The 21,368-nt window shown below is 55.9% G+C and carries 17 protein-coding genes; 5 read left to right on the forward strand and 12 right to left on the reverse strand.

Annotated features, from left to right (window positions below):
* Positions 1–21 precede the first annotated feature (21 nt).
* Positions 22–3,321: a carboxyl transferase domain-containing protein gene (locus FFI95_RS04710; RefSeq protein WP_144821220.1), complete on the reverse strand. Its 3,300-nt coding sequence runs from the start codon at positions 3,319–3,321 to the stop codon at positions 22–24.
* 144 nt (positions 3,322–3,465) lie between these two features.
* Between FFI95_RS04710 and FFI95_RS04715 the strand changes: the two genes are divergently transcribed.
* Positions 3,466–4,104: a TetR/AcrR family transcriptional regulator gene (locus FFI95_RS04715; RefSeq protein ID WP_144821221.1), complete on the forward strand. Its 639-nt coding sequence runs from the start codon at positions 3,466–3,468 to the stop codon at positions 4,102–4,104.
* A gap of 55 nt (positions 4,105–4,159) precedes the next feature.
* Complete coding sequence (locus FFI95_RS04720) at positions 4,160–5,803, forward strand: AMP-binding protein (protein ID WP_144821222.1); 1,644 nt, start codon at positions 4,160–4,162, stop codon at positions 5,801–5,803.
* Between the two features lie 10 nt (positions 5,804–5,813).
* Here FFI95_RS04720 and FFI95_RS04725 read toward each other — a convergent pair whose 3' ends face one another.
* Entirely contained in the window at positions 5,814–7,505 is a 1,692-nt protein-coding gene (locus FFI95_RS04725; protein ID WP_144821223.1) for a long-chain-fatty-acid--CoA ligase, read from the reverse strand.
* A 119-nt stretch (positions 7,506–7,624) separates the two neighbouring features.
* Here FFI95_RS04725 and FFI95_RS04730 point away from each other — a divergent pair, with 119 nt between their 5' ends.
* From FFI95_RS04730 to FFI95_RS04740, 3 genes are all read left to right on the forward strand, one after another.
* Positions 7,625–8,257, forward strand: a complete 633-nt coding sequence (locus FFI95_RS04730; protein ID WP_144821224.1) for a QsdR family transcriptional regulator — start codon at positions 7,625–7,627, stop codon at positions 8,255–8,257.
* A gap of 77 nt (positions 8,258–8,334) precedes the next feature.
* Positions 8,335–9,579 carry an acyl-CoA dehydrogenase family protein gene (locus FFI95_RS04735; protein ID WP_144821467.1) on the forward strand — a complete coding sequence of 415 codons (1,245 nt, stop codon included), beginning with the start codon at positions 8,335–8,337 and terminating at the stop codon, positions 9,577–9,579.
* Between the two features lie 89 nt (positions 9,580–9,668).
* A complete protein-coding gene (locus tag FFI95_RS04740) occupies positions 9,669–10,931 on the forward strand; it encodes an MFS transporter (protein WP_144821225.1) in 1,263 nt (420 codons plus the stop codon).
* A gap of 28 nt (positions 10,932–10,959) precedes the next feature.
* On the opposite strand, the gene FFI95_RS04745 is transcribed toward FFI95_RS04740, so the two are convergent.
* The 10 genes from FFI95_RS04745 to FFI95_RS04790 all read right to left on the reverse strand — a co-directional run bounded on the left by FFI95_RS04745 (position 10,960) and on the right by FFI95_RS04790 (position 21,311).
* Positions 10,960–11,997 carry a cyclase family protein gene (locus FFI95_RS04745; protein ID WP_144821226.1) on the reverse strand — a complete coding sequence of 346 codons (1,038 nt, stop codon included), beginning with the start codon at positions 11,995–11,997 and terminating at the stop codon, positions 10,960–10,962.
* A 27-nt stretch (positions 11,998–12,024) separates the two neighbouring features.
* Positions 12,025–13,155: a zinc-dependent alcohol dehydrogenase family protein gene (locus tag FFI95_RS04750; protein ID WP_144821227.1), complete on the reverse strand. Its 1,131-nt coding sequence runs from the start codon at positions 13,153–13,155 to the stop codon at positions 12,025–12,027.
* Positions 13,152–13,817, reverse strand: coding sequence for an ATP-binding cassette domain-containing protein (locus FFI95_RS04755; RefSeq protein ID WP_144821228.1), 666 nt, complete (start codon positions 13,815–13,817; stop codon positions 13,152–13,154). Before FFI95_RS04755 ends, FFI95_RS04750 begins: the two co-directional genes overlap by 4 nt.
* A 1-nt stretch (position 13,818) precedes the next feature.
* Positions 13,819–14,595 carry an ABC transporter ATP-binding protein gene (locus FFI95_RS04760; RefSeq protein WP_144821229.1) on the reverse strand — a complete coding sequence of 259 codons (777 nt, stop codon included), beginning with the start codon at positions 14,593–14,595 and terminating at the stop codon, positions 13,819–13,821.
* Positions 14,592–15,533 carry a branched-chain amino acid ABC transporter permease gene (locus FFI95_RS04765; RefSeq protein ID WP_144821230.1) on the reverse strand — a complete coding sequence of 314 codons (942 nt, stop codon included), beginning with the start codon at positions 15,531–15,533 and terminating at the stop codon, positions 14,592–14,594. The genes FFI95_RS04760 and FFI95_RS04765 overlap by 4 nt, the downstream gene beginning before the upstream one ends.
* Positions 15,533–16,432 carry a branched-chain amino acid ABC transporter permease gene (locus tag FFI95_RS04770; protein ID WP_144821231.1) on the reverse strand — a complete coding sequence of 300 codons (900 nt, stop codon included), beginning with the start codon at positions 16,430–16,432 and terminating at the stop codon, positions 15,533–15,535. Before FFI95_RS04770 ends, FFI95_RS04765 begins: the two co-directional genes overlap by 1 nt.
* Positions 16,433–16,497: 65 nt before the next feature.
* Positions 16,498–17,817 carry an ABC transporter substrate-binding protein gene (locus FFI95_RS04775; protein ID WP_144821232.1) on the reverse strand — a complete coding sequence of 440 codons (1,320 nt, stop codon included), beginning with the start codon at positions 17,815–17,817 and terminating at the stop codon, positions 16,498–16,500.
* Between the two features lie 303 nt (positions 17,818–18,120).
* Positions 18,121–18,894, reverse strand: coding sequence for an SDR family oxidoreductase (locus FFI95_RS04780; RefSeq protein ID WP_144821233.1), 774 nt, complete (start codon positions 18,892–18,894; stop codon positions 18,121–18,123).
* Positions 18,895–18,964: 70 nt separating this feature from the next.
* Complete coding sequence (locus FFI95_RS04785) at positions 18,965–20,113, reverse strand: acyl-CoA dehydrogenase family protein (RefSeq protein ID WP_144821234.1); 1,149 nt, start codon at positions 20,111–20,113, stop codon at positions 18,965–18,967.
* Positions 20,114–20,123: 10 nt separating this feature from the next.
* Entirely contained in the window at positions 20,124–21,311 is a 1,188-nt protein-coding gene (locus FFI95_RS04790; protein ID WP_144821235.1) for an acyl-CoA dehydrogenase family protein, read from the reverse strand.
* Between the last annotated feature and the right edge of the window lie 57 nt (positions 21,312–21,368).

Genomic DNA, 21,368 nt, shown 5'->3' on the forward strand with positions numbered 1-21,368 from the left:
ATAGAGCTTTTCAGAAGGAGCTCACCAGGTGTCAATCATCGGTCGCCTGCGGCCATTACGGGGGCCGGGCTTTTTGACGGATTTCAGGCCCCGCAGAATCCAGCTGCGAGTATCCGCCGGATCGATAACCGCGTCAATTTCAAGCGATGCTGCCATGTTCAATGCTTTGCCTTTCTCGTACTGTTCCGCCACCAGTTTATCAAACATCGCTTTCTGGGCCGTTTCGTCTCCGGCGTTGGCGATTTCATTGCGGTATCCGAGGCGCACCGCCCCCTCAAGTCCCATGCCCCCAAACTCCCCTGTGGGCCAGGACACATTGAAAAATGGCGCATGGAAAGAACCCGCAGTCATGCCCATTGCACCCAGGCCATAGCCCTTGCGCAGCACAATCGACAGCACCGGCACCTGAAGGCTGGCCGCGGTTACGAACATGCGACTGGTGTGACGGACAAGCCCGGTTTTCTCGGCTTCCGGGCCCACCATGAATCCCGGGGTATCGCACAGGCTCACCAGAGGTACATCGTAAGCATCACAAAGCTGCATAAAGCGGGAAGCCTTGTCGGCACCGTTTGCACATATAGCACCTCCCAGGTGGCGCGGGTCGTTGGCGATAAGCCCAACCGGGCGCCCTTCAATGCGGGCAAACGCGGTGACCATGCCGGGGGTGAAGTCCGGCCGCAGCTCAAGGCAGCTGTCTGTGTCGACCAGGGTCTGAATCAGTGCCCGGATGTCGTAAGACCTCAAGCGGTTTTCGGGGATGCTGGAACGAAGAAGGCGTTGGTCCGGGCAGCTCCATTCCGGCAGATTGCCCTGAAAATACGACATCAACTGGCGTGCGACCCGGGCCGCTTCCTGTTCATTTTCAACCAGGCAGTCAACGACACCGTTGGCAACTTGTACCGACATAGGACCGACTTCCTCCGGGGCATAGACCCCAAGGCCCCCACCTTCGATCATCGCTGGCCCTGCCATGCCCAGGGTGGCGTTTCGGGTGGCAATCAGTAAGTCGCTGGAACCGGCAAACACTGCGTTACCGGCAAAACAGCGTCCGGAAACAATGCCTATCCGGGGAGCCAGTGCCGTCAATCGGGCGTATTGCAGAAAACTCGGGGAGTCCAGCCCGGCGATCTTGGTGGCGTTATCCGTATCACCCGGGCGCCCGCCACCCCCTTCGGTAAAGAAAATGACCGGCAGGTGCTGGTCTTCGGCCACCTGCAGTACCCGGTCTGTTTTCTGGTGGTTCATGGTTCCCTGAGTGCCGGCCAATACTGTGTAATCATACGCCAGTACGGCACAGCGGGCCTGGTCTTCATCGAATAACTGACCGTTAACGGCACCAACGCCGGCAACCAGTCCGTCCGCAGGTGTGGAGCGCCTGAGGTCGTCGACTGATCGGCGCCGCCTCTGGGCCGCAAACGTCAGTGCCCCGTATTCCATGAAGCTGCCGTCATCACAAATATTGGCAACATTCTCGCGGGCCGTAAGCATGCCCAGTTTGTGGCGCTTTGCGACCGCATCCGGTCGTCCTTCATCCAGAGTAAGGTGATGGCTCTCCAGGCTCTCGGCCAGGTCAGGCCGAATATGCTCAAGGTCGACTTTCTGCTCAACAACTTCTTCATTCTGGCCGCTTTCCCGAGGCTCAATATAGGCAAGCGCCTGGCCATCGGTTACGTAATCACCCTCTGGCAGAGGCAGAGCGCGAATGACGCCCGCCGTTGGAGCCTGTATTTCATGCTCCATTTTCATGGCCTCGAGGATGGCCAGAGTCTGGCCTTTGGCGACCGTTTCACCCTCGACCACAGACGTTGTCACCAACCGGCCTTGCATCGGAGCCCTGGCGGGTTCTGTACCTTCAGGTGCTACCGTGTGATCAGGGCCGGGCTCAGTGCGGTTATCCGGTTGTGCTGATCCGAACAGTTGCGGGTGTTCGTGCTGGCTTTCGACAACCAGGCCGGGCATCTGGTCGTCGACATAACGTGTGTAGACCTGGTTGTCCGCAACCGCGGCTCTGGAAAGCAGGGCCTGTAAAAAGGCCGTATTGGTCTTTACCCCTTCAATCCGGAACTGGCGGAGCGAGCGGTAGGCCTTACGTACAGCCTGGCGGTAGTCGTTTGAGCGGCTGTGAACAACCAGCTTGGCTAACAACGAATCAAAGTGAGGATTGGTGGTATACCCTCGGTATCCGAAGGTATCTACCCGGACTCCCGGCCCTGTGGGAGGCTCGAATGTTTCCAGGGTACCGCCGCCGGGCAGGATGTTGCCTTCTGCATCCAGGGTTTCCATATTTACCCGGCACTGGATTGCATAGCCGGCGGGTGAGGGGACCTGGTTCTGTTCCAGGCCAAGATCAGTCAGGCTTGCACCGCCGAGCACTGCAAGCTGTGATTGCACAAGATCTACGCCCGTGACCTCTTCGGTAATGGTGTGTTCTACTTGCAGCCTGGGGTTCGCTTCAATAAAGAAGTAATCACTGCCGGCCTCGTCAACCAGAAACTCAAAGGTACCCAGGCCCGCGTAGTTGACTTGCTGCGCCATTCTCAGCGCCGCATCCAGTAAACGATCCCGGGTGCCGGTGGCGAGTGTGGGACAGGGTGCGATCTCAATCAGTTTCTGGTTACGGCGCTGAAGACTGCACTCTCGCTCCCAAAGGTGAGTTGCATTACCACAACCGTCACCGAGTATCTGAACTTCAATATGCCGGGCTTTTTGTATAAGACGCTCCACATACAGCCGGTCGTCTCCAAAGGCTGCCTGGGCTTCACGGGCGCATGCCTGAAAAGCATGCCCGATATTCTCCCCGGGCTGCACAATGCGCATGCCGCGGCCACCGCCGCCGGAAATGGCCTTGATTACGATAGCGGCATCATCGCCGAGGCTGGCGGCAAAATCTGTGGCTTCCGCCAGAGACGTAGGCCCCTCGGTACCGGGGACCACGGGCACATCGCACCTTTGTGCGAGGGCGCGAGCGGCTGCTTTGTCGCCCAGCGCTTCAAGCGTTTCCGGGGTGGGACCTATAAACGTGATGTCATTTTCAGCACACCGGCGTGCCAGTTCAGGGTTCTCGCTAAGGAACCCGTACCCTGGATGCACCGCATCCGCTGAGGACTGAAGAGCGGCATCAACAACTGCCTCGGTGTTCAGGTAAGCGTGGGCACCTTTTCCGGGGAGCAGTACCGCGTGATCGGTGTGGGCGAGGTGCAGAGATGTTTCATCGTCTGCAGAATAGACAGCGACAGTCTCGATGCCCATCTCATCCGCTGCACGGGCGATCCGGATGGCAATCTCACCACGGTTGGCAATCAGTAACTTATTGAACTTCACAGGGCGCCTCGTCGGATTATTAAATTTTTTATCAGGTAGGGCTGTATTTTACTTTAGCCAGTTTTATCCAAAAGAAACTGACTTGCAAGTAAGTAAGTAATTGGCAATGATGCCTCTATACCTGTAATTGTCACCGGAGAGTTCATGTCGACTGCCGCATCACCCGCTCCCTCCCGTCGGAAAGCAAGCGATACACACTCGCGTGTGCTGGAAGTGGCGAGGCGATTATTTGTTACACGTGGGATTGATGCGGTCAGCTATGGCGATATCGCCAAAGAAGTCGGCTCAACCCGGGCAAACCTGCATTACCATTTTGGCAACAAGTCGGAGCTGGTCAGGCAGGTGTTTGCGGCAACGTTTGAAGAAGTTCACCTGTCCCTTGAGAAGATCTGGCTCACGCCTGCTCTTTCTCTGGAAGAGCGTCTGGATCGTCTGTTTGAGGACCTGCAGGCGCGATTCCGGGAGTTCAACCAGACCGATGACGGCGGCACGCCCTGGAGCCTGACCTCCCGGGCACGTTTTGACTTCAGCTCCGTCAGCCCGGAGGTTGCCGAAGGGATGAAGGAAATGTCGCGCTTTTTTGAAGAGTGCGTGGAGCACGCTGTTCAGTTGGCGATCGGCTCGGGCGAGCTTCAGCCTGAAACGCGAATAAAAGATGTGGTCCTGATCATAACCCCTCTGTGGTACTTCGGCTCCCCCACCACCCAGTTCTCCGGAATCAGGCGGCTGGAAGACCACTTCAAAGCGACCAGGCGAATCATAAAAGCGGCGTATGGTGCCTGAGCCCTGTGTTGTCAGGGCAGCATCCGGTTAAAACAATAAAAAGGAGTATCTGAAAATGAGTCTTGATAACAGCCAGTTCGCAGAGAACGAAAAGCAGGTGACGTATCGTAGTGGTCCCCGGCCACTGCATGATTATTTATTACTGAATGCCAGTGAGGCACCGGATAAGGTTGCGTACATTTTTTATGGACGTGAAATCACCTGGAGGGAACTTGCGGATTCTACAAAGCGTCTGGCCGGTTTTCTGAGAAGTCGGGGCATTGGTAAAGGCGATCATGTCGGGCTTTATCTTCAGAATTGCCCGCAATACATCATCGCCCATTACGCTATTCAAATGCTTGGTGCTGTGATTACGCCCCTCAATCCACAGTACAAGACTGCTGAAGTCGAATATCAGTTGGGTAATGCCGACGCCAGGGCGGTGATCTGTGGCACGGACCTGTACCCGATGGTCGCGGCTGTACAGGAGAAGCTGAATAAGCTGGAACTGGTTATAACAACCCGATACGCCGATTACCTGCCTGACTCACCCACTCTGCCAGTGCCTGATGATCTTGTTCAAACGGTGCCAGCGCCTGCCAGCACAACGGATCTTGTTGCCGCCATTAACCAGAGTGAGCCGATCGCAGAGCCAGAGCAGGTCGACCTCAGGAATGATATTGCCCTGATGACATTCACATCCGGTACCACGGGGCGACCAAAAGGCGCAATGTTGCCGGTCGGGGCTGCGACGTTCAAAACAGCCGGGTTGTTCCAGTCCAGTGGCGTTGAGCTGGACATCACCGCTTTGGCAATTGCTCCGTTTTGCCATATCGCAGGCATGTGTCTGGGCCTGTACGCAGGCGTGTACGGACGCTGGACCACGGTGATTCTGTCGAGGTTCGATCCTGTGACAACAGCCCAGGCGCTGGAAAAGTACAAGGTGGAGATGTGGTACAGCATTGCGCCGATGAATCGTGCGGTTCTGAGCCTGCCGGATATTCAGTCCCGCGATCTGAGCGCATTGCGGTTTAATCCGTCCACCAGTTTCGGCATTCCGGTGACCGAGAGCCTTGCCAATGAATGGAAAGCTCTGACGGGCTGTCAGATGCACGAAGCCTCTTATGGCCTGAGTGAAACGCACACAATGGACACCTACATGCCCCGGGATGCAATAAAATGGGGCAGTTGCGGCAAGCCAGTGCCTGGTAATGAACTGCGAATTGTTGATATCGGCGCAGGTAAAGAGCTACCCGCTGGTGAAACCGGCGAGATTGTCGTCGGCAACCCGTATGTGTTCAGGGGCTATTGGCAGCGCCCGGATGCAACCCGTGACACCTTGAAGAATGGCTGGGTTTATACAGGCGATATCGGTTATATCGATACAGAGGGTTATCTTTATTTTACCGGCCGTATCAAGGAGATGATCAAGTGCTCCGGATACAGCGTTTTCCCGGAAGATGTTGAAGCCCTGATGCTCAATCATCCTGCTGTCGCCCAGTCCGCCGCAGTGGGTGTGCCGGATGAAAGCCGGGGGGAAAGTGTGAAGCTTTTCGTTGTGCTGAAGCCGGACTACGAAGGCAGGGTGTCTGAGCAGGATATTATTGATTGGGCGAAAGACAACATGGCGGCGTACAAGTACCCGAGGTATGTCGAGTTCCGTGACTCCTTGCCGGCAACCGGCGCCGGAAAAATACTGCGCCGGTTGCTGAAGGAATAGCCGGGGCTGTTTACCCGGCGTTCACCTCGGCATAGAGTTCTTTTTTGGATAGCTTGCCCACGGGGGTTTTGGGCAGTTCCGTCCGGACCTCCAGGCCGTGGATCATCTCAGCCTTGCTGAGACGTGAGCGCAGAAATTCCTGCATCTCTTCCAGCGTCGGCTCAGGCTGGCCTGGTACCAGTGTGATGTAGGCGCGGGGGCTCTGCCCCCGATACTCATCAGGCACACCAATCACTGAGACTTCCGATACAGACGGATGCTCGTGTATGGCTTCCTCTATGTTGCGCGGATAAACGTTGTAGCCGCTGCAAATAATCATGTCTTTGGTGCGGTCGACGATAAACAGAAAGCCGTTTTCGTCCATGTACGCAATATCGCCTGTCCGGTAATAACCATCCGATGTGGTGGCTTCTCCGGTCGCATCATCGCGCTTCCAGTAACCGCTCATCATGTGAGGGCCCTTGCAGCACAGCTCGCCACGTTCACCGGCGGGCAACTCCTCTTCTCCATCCAGAGAGAGAATACGCAGATCGACTCCCGGCACTGCGATCCCGCAAGAGCCGGGTGGTGGTGTTAGGCCTTCGGGGGTGAAGGTGCCTATGGATGCGGTTTCTGTCATGCCCCAGCCTTCTTTGACCGTGCAGCCTGCTTTTTCTTTAAATTGTTGCTGAAGCTGGACCGGTAGCGGGGCGCCACCCGAGTTGCACATTTTCAAAGAATCGAGGCGGTAGTTGTGCAGTTCCGGGTAGGCAAGCAATGCCGAAAGCATGGTTGGCACTGCGGCAAACACGGTGATCTGCTCATTGTGGATGGCCTCCAGAACCTGTTTGGGGTCAAAGCGGATCTGCAAATAGATAGTGGCGCCGTTACGTATTCCGGACAGTGTGTTGATCACAATGGAGTAAATGTGAAACGGGGGTAACACTGAGAGCAGCCGCTCTTCGCCCGGTGCCATGGTGGTGGCCGAGCCCGATAACAACTGATCTACGGCGCTCGACAGGGTGCGATGGGTCAGCATAGCCCCCTTGGGCGCGCCCGTCGTACCACCGGTATACTGGAGTGCCGCCAGGCTATCCTGAGCACTCGATTCCGGGTAGAACGTGTAATCCCCTTCGTTATCCAGCAAGTCTGTAAATTGAGTGGTGTGATCAGCAGGCACTTCAGCTTGCCCGCCTGCCGCCCTGCTGGCTTCCTCGGTCTCTTTACCTGCGGTGGCAAAGTCTTCCAGTGACCCGACGATCAGACCTTTCAGGCGGCTGTTCCCGATAAAGTGGGCCATTTGCGGCAGGAATGCCTGCAGGTCGACAGTAATCATCAGGTCTGTCTCGCTGTCGGCGATTTTGTGTTCCAGGATACGTTCGGCGTCCAGCGGTGAGTAATTAACGACGACGCCGCCTGCACGCAGGACTCCCATAAAGCTGATAACGCAGTGGGGTGTGTTAGGTAAATACAGTCCTACGTGAACGCCCGGTTTTACACCAAGGTCCTGGAGTCCTTTAGCGGCGCGGGAGACCAGGTTATCCAGTTCAGCGTAACTGATCTGGCGGCCCATAAAATCAATTGCGATACGGTCAGGCCACTGTTCTGCAGAGTTGGACAGCATCTCGTGAACGGCATGACCCGAAAGCTCGGGATAATGGGGGATACCCTGGGGGTAACTACGGAACCAGGGGGCATCCGCAGGGATTTGGGAGTGCAACATCTTTCCAACCTCGTATTTGTTTTTGTTGGACGCTAGTGTAAAGACCTGCATTGCCGGCTTGTTTTGCTGACAATAACATCTCTATACTATGCCGCATGATGCAACAAAAACAAATATTGATGCAATCCGAGACAACCCCGCTCGCCCGAGCTCTGGCGGGCGAGGCGTCCTCGTGTACAGTGACGCCGCTGGACGCATTAAAGATTGGGCGCAAGCGCTGGTTGAATGGCGAACGGATCAACATGGGGGCCATTGCGAAAGAGCTCGGGGTTAACCGGGCTACGCTTTTTCGCTGGGTAGGCAGCCGTGATCTTTTTATCGGTGAGGTTATCTGGTCATTCTACCGGGAGTTGCTGGACGCTACCTATGAAGACACGGTCGGGCATGGGCCGGATTATGTTGCCTCGGTGTGCGAGCGACTGCTCAGGAAAGTGATGAAAAGTGAGCCGTTGCAGCAGTTTATTCAGCAGGATCCTCAGTACGCCATCCGGATACTTACCTCAAAGTTCAGCCTGTTCCAGACCCGGTCTGTGGATGCGGTATGGAAGTTGATCACAGAACAGTCCCGAAACACCAACTGGGTCCCGCCAATTGATGAAGACGACCTGGCTTTCCTGATTGTGCGGCTCGGAGAGTCGTTTCTGTACGGCGATGTAATCAGTGGCCACAAAACGGAAATAACACAAATAGCAACCGCGTTCAGGTTGTTGACCGCCGGTCGTGACTGCGCCGAGAGGCATGTGAACTCTTAAATAATTACAAACTGAGCCCGGAGGCTCATCATAATAAGGAGAAATTTGTCTTGGATACAATAACGACACCAACGGAAATGAATGACCTCAGGATGTCTGAGAAGTCCCGGCCTTTACTCGAGGCCGTGAAGCAGCATATCCGCGATAACGTCGATCCGATCCTGGAAGAGTACCAGCGCCTCGGCGAGGGCAGAGCGGATCGTTTCAGCTATGTGCCGGGTCAGCTCGAGTTGCTCGACGGCGCCAAGAAGAAAGCTCAGGAAGCCGGCTTGTGGAACTTCTTCCTGCCGAACGCGGAAACCGGTGAAGGGCTTTCTAACCTGGATTACGCCTACCTGGCTGTAGAGTTGGGCAAGAATCCGCTGGCCTCAGAGACACTTAACTGTTCTGCTCCGGACACGGGTAACATGGAAGTGCTGGAACGGGTCGGTACCCCCGAGCAAAAAGAGCAGTGGCTCAAACCATTGTTGCAGGGCGAGATTCGCTCATGTTTCGGGATGACTGAACCTCACGTAGCATCTTCAGACGCGCGCAATATTGAAACCAGTGCGGTGCTGGATGGCGACGAATGGGTGATCAATGGAGAGAAGTATTACATCTCCGGCGCCGGTGACCCACGTTGTAAGATCATGATCTGCATGGTGAAGACCAGCCCGGACGCTGAACCTTTCCGACAACAGTCGCAAATCCTGGTTCCGATGGACGCCCCGGGGCTGACAGTTGTCGGGCCTATGCACGTTTTTGGTCATGATGACGCGCCTCACGGTCATATGCATATCAAGCTTGAGAATGTGCGAGTACCGAAAGACAACATCCTCTGGGGCGAAGGTCGCGGGTTTGAAATATCCCAGCTCCGTCTTGGGCCGGGGCGTATCCACCACTGCATGCGCTCCATCGGTGCGGCTGAAAAAGCCCTGGATCTGATGCTTGAGCGTGGCCAGAGCAGAGAAGCGTTCGGACGTCCTTTGCTGGATCTCGGTAAGAATATGGAAACGGTTTCCCGTGCCAGGATCGAGATCGAAGCCATGCGCATGATGGTTCTCAAGGCGGCCAAGGCGATGGACGTTCTTGGGAACAAGGAAGCCCGGATATGGGTTTCCATGGTGAAAGCCATGGTCCCTGAGAAGTGCTGTCAGATTATTGACCAGGCTATCCAGATCCATGGTGCCACCGGTGTCAGTCAGTGGTCCGCATTACCTGATATGTACACCAGCCAGCGTACGCTCAGGCTTGCAGATGGGCCGGACGAGGTGCATCACAATGTGGTCGCACGGGCAGAAGTTAAAGCCTACAACCAGGATCCTTACCGCCAGGGTAAGTAATCTCTGGTACACAGGCCCCGGCTCACAAAGCCGGGGCTCGAGGTCGCTGAAGCATCGGCGCCCCGACTTTAGCGAGGGAGGCAATTCTTGTGACGGATAATCGCCCGAATCTGGGGATCATGGTCACCTGTGGGCTGTTGACCAGCCTTGTTGTTATCGCATTTGCACGTATGGCTTATGGGGTTATTTTACCGTCGATGCGAACCGACCTGGGGCTGACCTATCAGCAGGCTGGCGTTCTTGGCACGGTTACCGCCTTTGGCTATGTGTTATTCGTGTTAGCCGGAGGGATTGCGGCGGCAAGGTTTGGCGCCCGGTCAACCATTACGTTTGGACTAATCACGGTCGCTCTGGGCTTTGCAGGGCTGACCCTGGCTTCTCAGTATTGGTTGTTGCTGGCATTGATGGCATTGCTTGGCCTGGGCACTGCTTTCAGCTTTGCGCCCATGGTTTCCCTGCTGGCCATCTGGTATCCCGAAAAACGAGGGTTTGTGATTGGTCTGATGTCCAGCGGTGTGGGCCTGGGCATGCTGGTCGTCGGCGCTCTGGTTCCCTTGATGACACACCTTTTTGGCGACCATGGCTGGCGGGTCAGCTGGGGAATTTTTGGTGCTGTTGCGATATTGGTTGCGGTGCTGATAATCACATTTGCCAAAGACCCACCTCGTCTGACAACTGACTCTCCGGACTCATCGCCTGCAGCCGACAAGTGGCTGATTTATAAGAACCCACGAGTCATCACCGTTGCCGCTGTCTACGGTATTATAGGTATGACTTACATAGTTCAGGCCATCTTCATGATCAGTTTCATGATTGAGGAGGGGCACAGTGAAGCAACGGCCGGGGCTTTCATGGCGATGACCGGTTTGCTTTCTATTGCTGCAGGGCCGCTGTGGGGCTGGCTTTCGGATCACTGGGGCCGGAGCAATGCACTGACAACGGCACTGGTTTTGGTCACGGTGGCTATGGGGCTGCCTTTGCTGGATCAGTCTATCGTCACATTTTTTCTGCATTTTCTGATGATGGGGCTGTCAGTCAATGGCATGTTTGCCCTCATTCAGGCCAGTGCAACCGACCAGGTTGCGCCCCGATACATTCCCATTGCGTTCAGCTTTGTGACCCTGTTCTTTGCCTCCGGTCAGCTAATGGGCCCAGCGGTGGCCGGCTGGATTATTGAATCCAGCGCTGGTTTCCGGGGTGCTTTTGGTTTCACATTTGTGGTGTTGCTGGCAGGGGCGTATCTGACACTGAAAATCCGCCGGTTTCCGGCCGGGTATGCGGTTGGCGATACCACGCCGCCCGCAGACCCGGGAGTTGTTGAGTCAGTTGAGGCGGCGGGCGCCCGCAGATAGATCTGTCAGAAAATCCAGGACAAGGCGCTCATTTGATGGCCATCGGGTTTACCGGGGCGCCGGTGCCTTGCTCCATTTTTAAGGGCGCTGCTACCAGCATGAAACTGTACTGACCATCCTCGGCACTGTCGGCTGCCAGATCATCCAGCCACCAGATTTCCGACAGAACTACGCCCATGTCCCGCATCAGGGCCCCGTGCAGCGGAATGATGTAGGTCTCTCCGTCAATTTCCTGAACAACTTTTTCCACCGCAATATTGTCAGTAGCGATCATGGGTGTTTCCATTTCATCCAGCCAGTTCAACAGTTCGTTGCTATGACACAGACCAGGCTCATTCATGGCATTCCACTCTTCATCTGGCTCTTCTTCCCAGAATCGTGCGATAGAACCGGTGCGGATAACCAGAATATCCCGCTTATTGATGGTCGTGCCCTGGGTTTCCGCTGTTGCTTTCAGATCATCAAGGTTTATGCAGGTGTTCGTAGCGAGCCGGTGCAGGTCGTCACTGCCCATGTGTCGGCCCACGTCCAGCAGCACAGCCCGGCCTGCAATACCTTTTTTCCCAATCTCGGCGACACTTGCATGGGTATGACCGTCAACGGTGGTGCTTTCACTTTTGCCACCATAAATCTGGTCGCCATACCAGGCATGAGCAAGGCTATCGACATGCGACGTACCCTGTAGGTACATGAATGCGACATCGTCCGAATATTTCATCCCGCCCGGGGCTGGCTCGGCTTTTCCGGCCATGTAAATGCCGGCATCCGTTGCCATGAAGTGTTGTGTCGGTATCCGTCCGGGAAAGACCGGGCCCACGCCGGATGTAATAGGGATCTGCAGAGTAAACGTTTTTCCACTCTGGATAGTGTCTATGCCATTGCGCACTTCGGTTTGCCCCAGGTAGTTGAGGGCGCCAACCTGATCCTCTTCCCCCCATTTGCCCCAATTATTGGGCGCACTGCTCTGCAGGTTTTCCATAGGAGGTTGTTGAGCGATTGCGATGGTTGAAAGACCTGCAATCAGGGATCCTGTGCAAACAGCCAGAAGGGACGTTTTGAATTGCATGATTGTTCTCCTTTTCTTTGTTTTTTGTCAGTTAAACAGGATGACTTGGCGCACCGCCTTGCCGGCAGCGAGCTTTTCAAAGCCTTCGTTAATCTCGTCCAGGGTCAGAGTGTCACTCAGTAGTTTGTCTACCGGTAGTTTGCCTTGTCGAAACAGGCTGGCGTAGCGGGAGACATCCCGTATAGGCACGCAGCTACCCACATAGCTGCCTTTGAGGGTCCGCTCTTCCGCTACCAGGCTGACTTGTTGCAAACTAACCTTCTTGTCTGGATGGGCGAGGCCGCCGGTGACTGTCGTGCCGCCGCGGCGAGTGATCTGATAGGCAAACTCCAGGGCTTTCTCAGAACCGGCCATCTCGATGGCGCAGTTAACGCCGCCATTGGTGAGTTGCCTGATCGCGTCAATAACGTCTTCTTCGCCAGAGTTGAAGGAATGCGTTGCGCCCAGTTCTTTCGCCAGGGCCAGTTTGCTGTTGTCCAGGTCGATGGCGATTACCTCACCGGCACCGGCTACGAGTGCGCCCAGTACGCTATTCAGGCCCACGCCGCCCAGGCCTATAACGGCAACCGACTGGCCCGCTTTGATGCCAGCCGAATTAATAGAGGCTCCAACGCCGGTTAGCACGGCGCAGCCAAACAGGGCCGCATGATGCAGAGGCAGCTCAGGATCAATCCTGACCAGAGAGTTGCGGGAAACAACGGCGTGGTCAGCGAAGGCCGAGACGCCAAGGTGGTGGTTAATGGTGGTACCGTCGGCCCGGTGCAGGCGGTGCGTACCGCTTAACAGGGTACCGGCGTTATTCGTTTGAGCCGCTGGTTCGCACAGGGCCGGGCGGCCTTCTGCACAGGGTGCACAGTGACCACAACTGGGAACAAAGACAGCGACAACATGATCTCCGGGGCTGAGATCCCGGACTCCGTTCCCTACTTCTTTCACAATACCCGCGGCTTCATGTCCTAACGCCATGGGTACCGGGCGTGGACGATTACCATCAACAACCGACAAGTCTGAGTGGCAGATGCCGGCCGCCCGGACCTCTATCAACACTTCATGATCGCCAGGCGGATCCAGTTCCAGTTCTTCTATAACGAGAGGCCTGGAATCTGTGTAGGGTCGTTCAGCGCCGATTGTGTTAAGTACGGCAGCACGAATTTTCATGGTTCGTCTCCTTTGCGACTTTGGGACACGGCACCACGCTCAATGCGCCAGGTTGAGTCCACCAGGTCCGCAGAATGAGTGTCATCAGATTCGGCAATCAGCACTGTAAGACCTTCTCCACGAAGATCTGCAATCACTGACGATAGCCGCTTGGCCAGCACCGGAGCTACGCCTTCAAAGGGTTCGTCCAGCAGGATCAGCTCACGGCCGGGAATCAGCGCCCGCCCCAGGGCAACCAGCTTTTGCTGGCCACCGGACAGTTGCAGGGCCTTGCGTTCACCAAAGTCAGCAATTTCCGGCATCAGCGAGTAGACCCACTTCAGGCGTTCTTCCCCATCTCTGATCTTGTTGGCCCAGGCCGGCATCAACATGTTCTCTGTTACGCTTAACTCAGGGATCAAACGTCGGTCTTCGGGCATATAACTGATGCGCAGGTTGGCGCGGCGGTGGGAGGGCTGCCGGGTAATATCCTCGCCCTTGAATGAGATGGTGCCCTTGCTCACAGGAAGCAGGCCCATAATGGCGCGGATCAGGGTGGTCTTACCGGCACCGTTGTGACCGATCAGGCCTGCCATCTTGCCGGTGGGTATCAGCAGGTTGATACCCTTGAGAATCCCGATCCCTTCGATAGAGACGTCAAGATCTGATATATCCAGGCTCATGTCAGGCGTCTCCTCCGGGGTTTTTATGTTCGTGGTATTTACCGGTGACTAACTCCTGGACCTTTGTGTCTGCCAATACTTCCTCAACCGGGCCATCTTTGATTACTACGCCATTGGCAAAGGCCAGAACCCGGGTGACATAGCGCCTTACGATTTCCATGTCATGCTCCACAAACAAGACGGTCAGCCCCCTGGCGTGGACCGCCTCCATGACAGTGTCCATGAGCGTATACTTTTCCTCCAGGCTGACACCGCTGGTGGGTTCATCAAGCAACAACATCCTGGGGCTGCCCAGCATGGCAAGGGCAATATCCAGCAGTTTGCGGGCCCCCTGAGGCATGGCGGTTACCATTTCGTCCCGGTACTGGGAAATGCGCATCTGTTCGAGGATTTCTTCCGCTGACCCCAGGCGCTCCGGAGTGCGCACCGGACGCAACATCTGGAACTGTTTTTGCTCTGCAGCGGCCAGAGCAATCGCCAGATTGTCGATTACAGGCAGCTCCAGGAACAGCTGAGGAATCTGGAATGACCGGGTTAACCCCTTGCGCATCAGTTTGCGGGGCCCCAGGCCCTTGATAGGGTTGCCACCGAAGGAAATGCTGCCCTTGGAGGGAGGCAGGTAGCCTGTGACCATGTTGATAAACGTGGTTTTGCCGGCACCATTAGCGCCAATAACACCGACAATTTCCCCCGCCGTTATGGTGACACTGATATCTTCCGCGGCGGTCACGGCACCAAAGTAGCGGGACAGTCCCTCGGTTTTCAGAATTTCAGTCATGAGGCAGCCCCTTTCTTACGGGTAAAGAGACTCCAGATACCCTTGGGCAGGAACAGGATGATCAGTAGCAATACAATGCCCAGGATCATCTGCCAGGCGTTAGGGGCCAATTCAACAGCGTAAGTGCGTACCAGCGTGAAAATCAGTGCCGCAATGAAGGGTGCTGCGACATGGCCGGTGCCGCCAAGAAGGGCGATAAAGACAAACTCACCAGAGACAGTCCAGTAGGCCAGGGTAGGGTCGACGTGGCCAGCCGCGAGGGCTGTCATAGAGCCGCCGACGGAGCCAACGGCCGCAGCCAGCACATAGTTGATATACAGCACTTGTTGGCGGGAAATGCCCATGTATTCCACCCGCACCTCGTTTTCGCGGATGGCTTCACACGCCAGACCAATACTTGACTTGAAATATCGGTTGAGAAACAGGGCAATCGTCAAGGCGAGGCCTATCGCCAGCAGCAGAGCCATGTTTGCGCCGTCTGCTGTCTCTGACTCAAGCCAGAGCAGGGTCCAGTCAACCACTCCGAATCCGTCAGTGCTGCCCAGGCCGTGGCTCTTCACCAGGATGCCATAGAGAATCATGGAAAACGCCAGCGACAACATGGCGAAGAATATTTCCCGATAGCGGGTCATCAGTAGCCCGAGAATCATGGCAACGGCGACAGTGACTATGACACCCAGGCCGATCAGGAGCAGCGCGTCAGTAATACCCAGGAAGCGCCCGCCGAGACCAACCGCATACCCGCCCAGGCAGTAAAACAACCCCTGGCCAAAAGACACCAGGCCGGCCCGCATCAACATGACGACCCCCATGACAACCAGAGCCGTGGAGATTGCCAGAGTCAGAGTAAATACCAGCCAGTCAGGGCTGAGCTGGGCCGCAAGTGCTGTTGCAACGGCAACTCCGATTAGGGAAATTTCAGTTTTGTCCAGATGCATCAGATTTTCCTCGCTACTGCCTGGCCGAACAGCCCGTGGGGCCGGAAGACGAGAACGGCGGCCATCACTGCGTAGATAATGAACAGTTCCAGCTCGGGCATAGTGTGAATCGAGGTGGCTCTGGCCAGGCCGACGATGATTGCGCCGATAGCAGCGCCGGTAATACTGCCGAGCCCACCGGTGACGACCACTGCAAAGGCCAGCACAATGACCTCAATGCCAATGCCGGGAACAACAGAAATGATCGGTGCCGTGATGCCACCAGCGATCGCACCGAGAGTGGCGCCTATCATGAAGGTAATGGTAAACATGCGCTCTACATTGACCCCCATGGCCTGGGATATCTCCCGGTCATGGATAATCGAACGGAGAATCTTGCCAATTCGGGTGCGCTCCAGCCAGAACCAGAGACTGGCACCAATCACGATGGACACCACCAGTACCATCAGGTCATAGCGTGATACTGTCAGCACATCGATATTGATCCGGCCCATGGCAGCGTATGGCTGGTACGCAAAATAAGGGGTCGTACCCCATATAAGCTTCATTACATCTTCAAGAATAAGCAGTACGGCAAAGGTGATGATCAGCATCAGTATTTCATCCCGGCCGTACATCAGTCGTAACAGACCCCGCTCGATGGCCAGTCCGGTTATTGCACCGATGGTAATGGCGCAGACGGCGATAATGACAAAGGCCATCCAGAGTTGGTCGCCGCCGCCGGCGTAGTACAATCCCAGTGCCGAGGCAGCAGCATAGGCCCCAAGGGCATACAGGCTGCCATGGGCCATGTTCAGGATTCGCATGACGCCGTAGATGACGGTCAGGCCAGCGGCCACCAGAAACAGCCATGAGGCATAGATAAACCCGTCAATCAGAATGGCCCAGACGGTTAACATCAATGGTTACTCCTGTTTTGGGGACCACCGGTGGCGTGATTGCCACCAGTGATCGGAAGACCCAGTCAGTCACAGCTGGAGTCGGGGAAGCCTGCCTTGATCCACTCCTGTGCGTTGTAACCATCAGGTGCGGATACACAGTCACCCGGGTAGGATTTAACGTTGCGCAACTCGGCTTTGCCATCCTCAAAGTGATACTCACCGTAAAGCATTGGCTGAACCGCCTGGTGGCCGTCTGACAGCCCCATATTCACAGTGCCACTGACGGACGGAAACTCGGCGCCTTTAAGGGCTGCGGCCAGTTGTTCTGAGCTGGGCACGCCGTCGGCACCCGAATTGTCAGCAGCATACTTCAGCGCCAGAATGGCTTGAGCCGCTTTGGATGCGGGGTAGCTGGGGGGAATGCCGTGCTCTTCTTCATAGGCCTTGCTGAACCATTCGCTCAGGTCGTTCTCCGGCATAAAGCCACCGAAGGGTCCGCGGCCACCAATAATGGTGCCATTCGGGGCCTGTCCGTCGAAGCGGTGCAAGCCGGACTCACCCGTGGTCAGCAGGGCGGTAGCCTGGCTCAGCAGGCCGCGGGCATTGGCCTGGGCAACGAAGGATTCCATGTCACCGCCCCACATGGAGGAGTGCACGATGTCAGGACGGCGGGTTTGCAGGGCGGAAATTTCAGTGCCGTAGCTACCCTGGAAAATTTGCGGCGTCTGATTGTTAACGATTTCAGCCTCAGGCATGAGCTGTTCCATGGCCAGGGTGAAATCCTGCCAGGAGTCCTGGCCCCAGGCGTAGTTCTGCTGGATACCGGCAATACGCTTCGCATCACCATGGGTTTCTGCCAGGTAGCGTGCAGCGCCAACGTTATCAGCCACAGCGTCCAGACCAGTGCGGAACACGTACTTCGGACTGTCCAGTTCTTCAAACATGCGGGAGGTGCCGCAGTCGAAAGCAATGGTGAAAGTCTCCATTTCCTCCGCCACCGGAGCAATAGCCAGACAGTCACCAGAGGAGATATAGCCGATGACGGCATTTACGTTCTGCCGTTGCACCAGGTTGCGGTACTCCTCTACCTGCTTGGTGGGGCCGCCGGCCTCGTCAACTTCTACCATCTGTAAGGACAGACCGTTGACACCTTGGGAGTCATAAGGGGCGGGCAGGGTCCCTTCATTAATGGCTTTGACCACAAGTTTTGCACCCTGAGAGGCGGGCACGCCAAAGGGGCCAGACGCTCCACCGGACAGGAAGGTGACAAAGCCGACTTTAAAGCTGTCTTGGGCACTGGCATTGGCTGCCAGGCCCAATAGGCCAGCAGAGGCCAGGAAGATAGAGGTGGTTGCACTAAACAGGACGTGTTGCCAGGTCCTGGGTTGTTGGGTCGTTTTCATCGCATGCTCCTTGATTATTGTTGTGTGCTTACGGATGCTGCAGAAATAACGGGGTACTAACGACTCCATCCCCAAAACCATGACCATTCACTAATGACACCGTGTTTCGCCATAGCCGAAGGTTGAGTCGCCTTAATATTAAAGATTAGTGCATATTGAATGTTTTTGGCGAAAATATTTTATATTTGGTCGTTTGAGTAAAAAAATACAGGATGGGTTTTGCAAGGCGGCATGAAAGCCCGGAGCGCCAAAGGCGTCCGGGCCAAAGAGTGAGCATGGGTTCAGCTCAAAAAAGGGGGTTGCTCAGGAAACAGATGACCCGCCATCAACGGCGATATTCTGCCCTGTGATATGTCGGCCGGCCTCGGTGGCAAGCAGGGCGATCAGGCCTTTTATGTCTTCTTCGCCACCAAACCGCTTCAGGGGGATGCGTTCAAGCATTTTTTCCCCCATGGCGTCCAGCAGGCCGTTAGCCATTTTAGAGGGGAAGAAGCCCGGGCAGATGCTGTTTACGTTGATATTGTATTTGCCCCACTCAGAGGCCAGGGCCCGGGTGAAGTTCACATTAGCACCCTTGGATGTGTTGTAAGCGATCGTGTTCATGCCCTCGGGGTTGCCGGACAGGCCAGCGATGGACGCTGTGGTGATCACCTTGCCTGACTTGCGCGGGATCATGCAGCGCCTGCCCACTTCACGGGTGAGGAAGAAGGTGGCGTCCACATTCAGGTTCATGACTTTATCCCAGGCCTCATCCGGGTGATCTTCCACCGGGGCGCCCCATGTGGCGCCAGCATTATTAACGAGAATATCGATGTTGCCGAAGCGTTCGATAACCTGATCCACGAAGCCGGGTATATCCTCACGTTTGGACATATCAGCAGCGATTGTCATGACCTCGATGCCCAGCGTTTCCAGATGCTTCTGTGCTTCATCCAGCTCGTGCTGTTTGCGGGCACTAATCGCCAGCTTCGCGCCCTGTTCGCCCAGAGCTTCGGCCATCTGCAGGCCGAGCCCCCTTGAGCCGCCGGTAATTACGGCAACTTTTCCGGTCAGGTCAAATAAATCTTTCAGGCTCATTGAAGAACATCCTATCGTTATTTTAATGGATGCGCCCGGCCGGAGCACGGCCAGGCACGGGTGTGACATGTCATGCCATTTTGGTGAGAAGGGCGTCGCTGACCTTGCTGAGGTGGTGATCAGCGTCCCCGAACAACAGGTTAATCATGGTCAGTCGTTTAAAGAGATGTGCGGCCCACATTTCATCGGTGACCCCCATCCCGCCATGAAGCTGAACACCAGATTGCCCAACTTCGCGGGCTCCCTGGTTGATGAGTAGCTTGGCCTGTGAAATGGACTCACGACGAGCGTCCCGGTCGTCAGAATCCGCACTGTCTGCCGCCAGAATTGACATGGAGCGGCCCTGCTGGGCCTGAATAAACATGTCCGCCATGCTGTGCTGAAGTACCTGGAATCTTGAGATAGGCGTGCCAAACTGCTTTCGGGTCTGGGTGTATTCCAGAGTTGCTTCCATCATGGCATCCATGGCGCCTACAGCTTCTGCGCACAGGGCAGCAATACCCTGATCAATGGCTTTTTCCAGCGCAGCGAAACCCTGGTCGGCTTTGCCGATGACGGCATCGGCGGTTACCTGCACGTCATTCAGATTTATTTCGGCGGTACGGAAGCCATCGTGGGTGGCGAAGTCGGTTATGCTGACCCCGCTGGCATTTGCGTCGACCAGGAACAGGGTAATGCCATCTTCGCTGCGGGTGTCGCCGCTGGTGCGTGCGGACACAATCAGCTGGCTGGCCTGACCACCATGGATAACGGCGGTTTTTGTGCCGTTGAGCTCATAGCCACCGCTGTTATTTTTAGCCTGGGTGTTAATGTGGGCCAGGCTGTAGCGGGCGCCGTGCTCGTAGGTCGCCAGTGCCATGAGCTTCTCGCCACTGGCGATAGCAGGCAGGATGGCTTGCTTCTGGGCGTCGGAGCCGGCGTCACGTACCAGGCCACCGGCCAGTACCACAGTGGCCAGATACGGCTCTGTCACCAGGGCCCGGCCAAAGGACTCCATAACCAGCATGGTATCGATGCCATTGCCGCCCAGCCCGTCGTATTCTTCGGGGAACGTAAAGGCCAGCAGACCCATTTCCGCAAGCGCTTGCCAGGTGCCTGCATCAGTCCCCTGGCCGGATTCAATAATCTTGCGGCGTTTTTCAAACGTATACTCATTGGCCAGGAAGCGGCGCAGCGAGTCCTGCAGCATTTGCTGTTCTTCTGTCAGTTCGAAGTTCATAACCCGCTCCTTATAGCCCCAGTACCAGTTTGGAAATAATGTTGCGCTGAATCTCGTTGGATCCGCCAAAGATGGACAGCTTGCGCATATTGAAGTAATCACCGGCCGCTGGTGTGGCGTTCATACTACCGGCCAGAGGGCCGTCGTAGTCCGGCTCCAGAGCATCCGGAATATGGGCGAGGGCATCCTGGCCAGTGGCTTCCATAGCCAGTTCGAACAGGCGTTGGCCGATTTCGGTCCCGCGGATCTTGAGGATAGAGGCCTCAGGCCCCGGGCCAGATGAGTTGGTCAGCACCCGCAAAACAGTCACCTCCAGCGCGCGCAGTTCTGCATCCAGCTGGGCCAGGCGGTCGCGGAAGCGGGGGTTCTCGATGATGGCGTGGCCGTCATCCTGTTCTTGCCGGGCTATTTCCTTCAGGCGTCGCATCATGGCTTTCCACTGCCCGACGTTGGCCAGGCCTGTGCGCTCATGGCCAAGCAGATACTTGGCGTATGTCCAGCCTTTATCTTCTTCGCCTACCCGGTTTTCCACCGGCACTTTGACGTTATCGAAAAATACGTCGTTAATCTCATGCTCACCGTCCAGCATGATGATGGGCTTCACGTCGATGCCCGGGGTTTTCATATCGATCAACAGGAAGGATATGCCTTCCTGTGCTTTCACTTCCTTGTTGGTACGAACCAGACAGAAGATCCAGTCACCGTACTGTCCCAGAGTGGTCCAGGTTTTCTGGCCGTTAACTATATAGTGATCGCCCTCGCGCTCGGCGGTTGTGCGCAAGGATGCCAGATCAGAACCGGCACCTGGCTCAGAATAGCCCTGGGACCACCACACAGAGCCATCAAGAATGCCAGGCAGGTGTTGGCCTTTTTGCTCCTGACTGCCAAATTTCATAATGACCGGAGCAACCATACGGAGGCCAAAGTCCAGCTGGCGAGGGGCGCCGGCAAGGGCACACTCTTCCTCAAAGATCAGCTGTTCCACTTCGCTCCAGCCAGTGCCGCCGAACTCTTTGGGCCAGGTGCTGGCACCCCAGCCTTGCTTGTGCAAAATCTGTTGCCAGCGAACAATCATGTCTTTGGTTAACCGCAGTCGCTTCTGGGTTCGTTCGCTAATGTCATCCGGCAGTTGGTCTTGCAGGAACTGGCGGACTTCCTGACGGAAGGCCTCCTGTTCAGATGTGTAGTTCAGATCCATAGCTGTTTCTCTTTATTGTTGATTGTGGAAGAGCCCCTGAGTGGCTTTCAGGAGCTC

It is taken from the genome of Marinobacter piscis, from assembly GCF_007671655.1.
Classification (GTDB): Bacteria; Pseudomonadota; Gammaproteobacteria; order Pseudomonadales; family Oleiphilaceae; genus Marinobacter; species Marinobacter piscensis.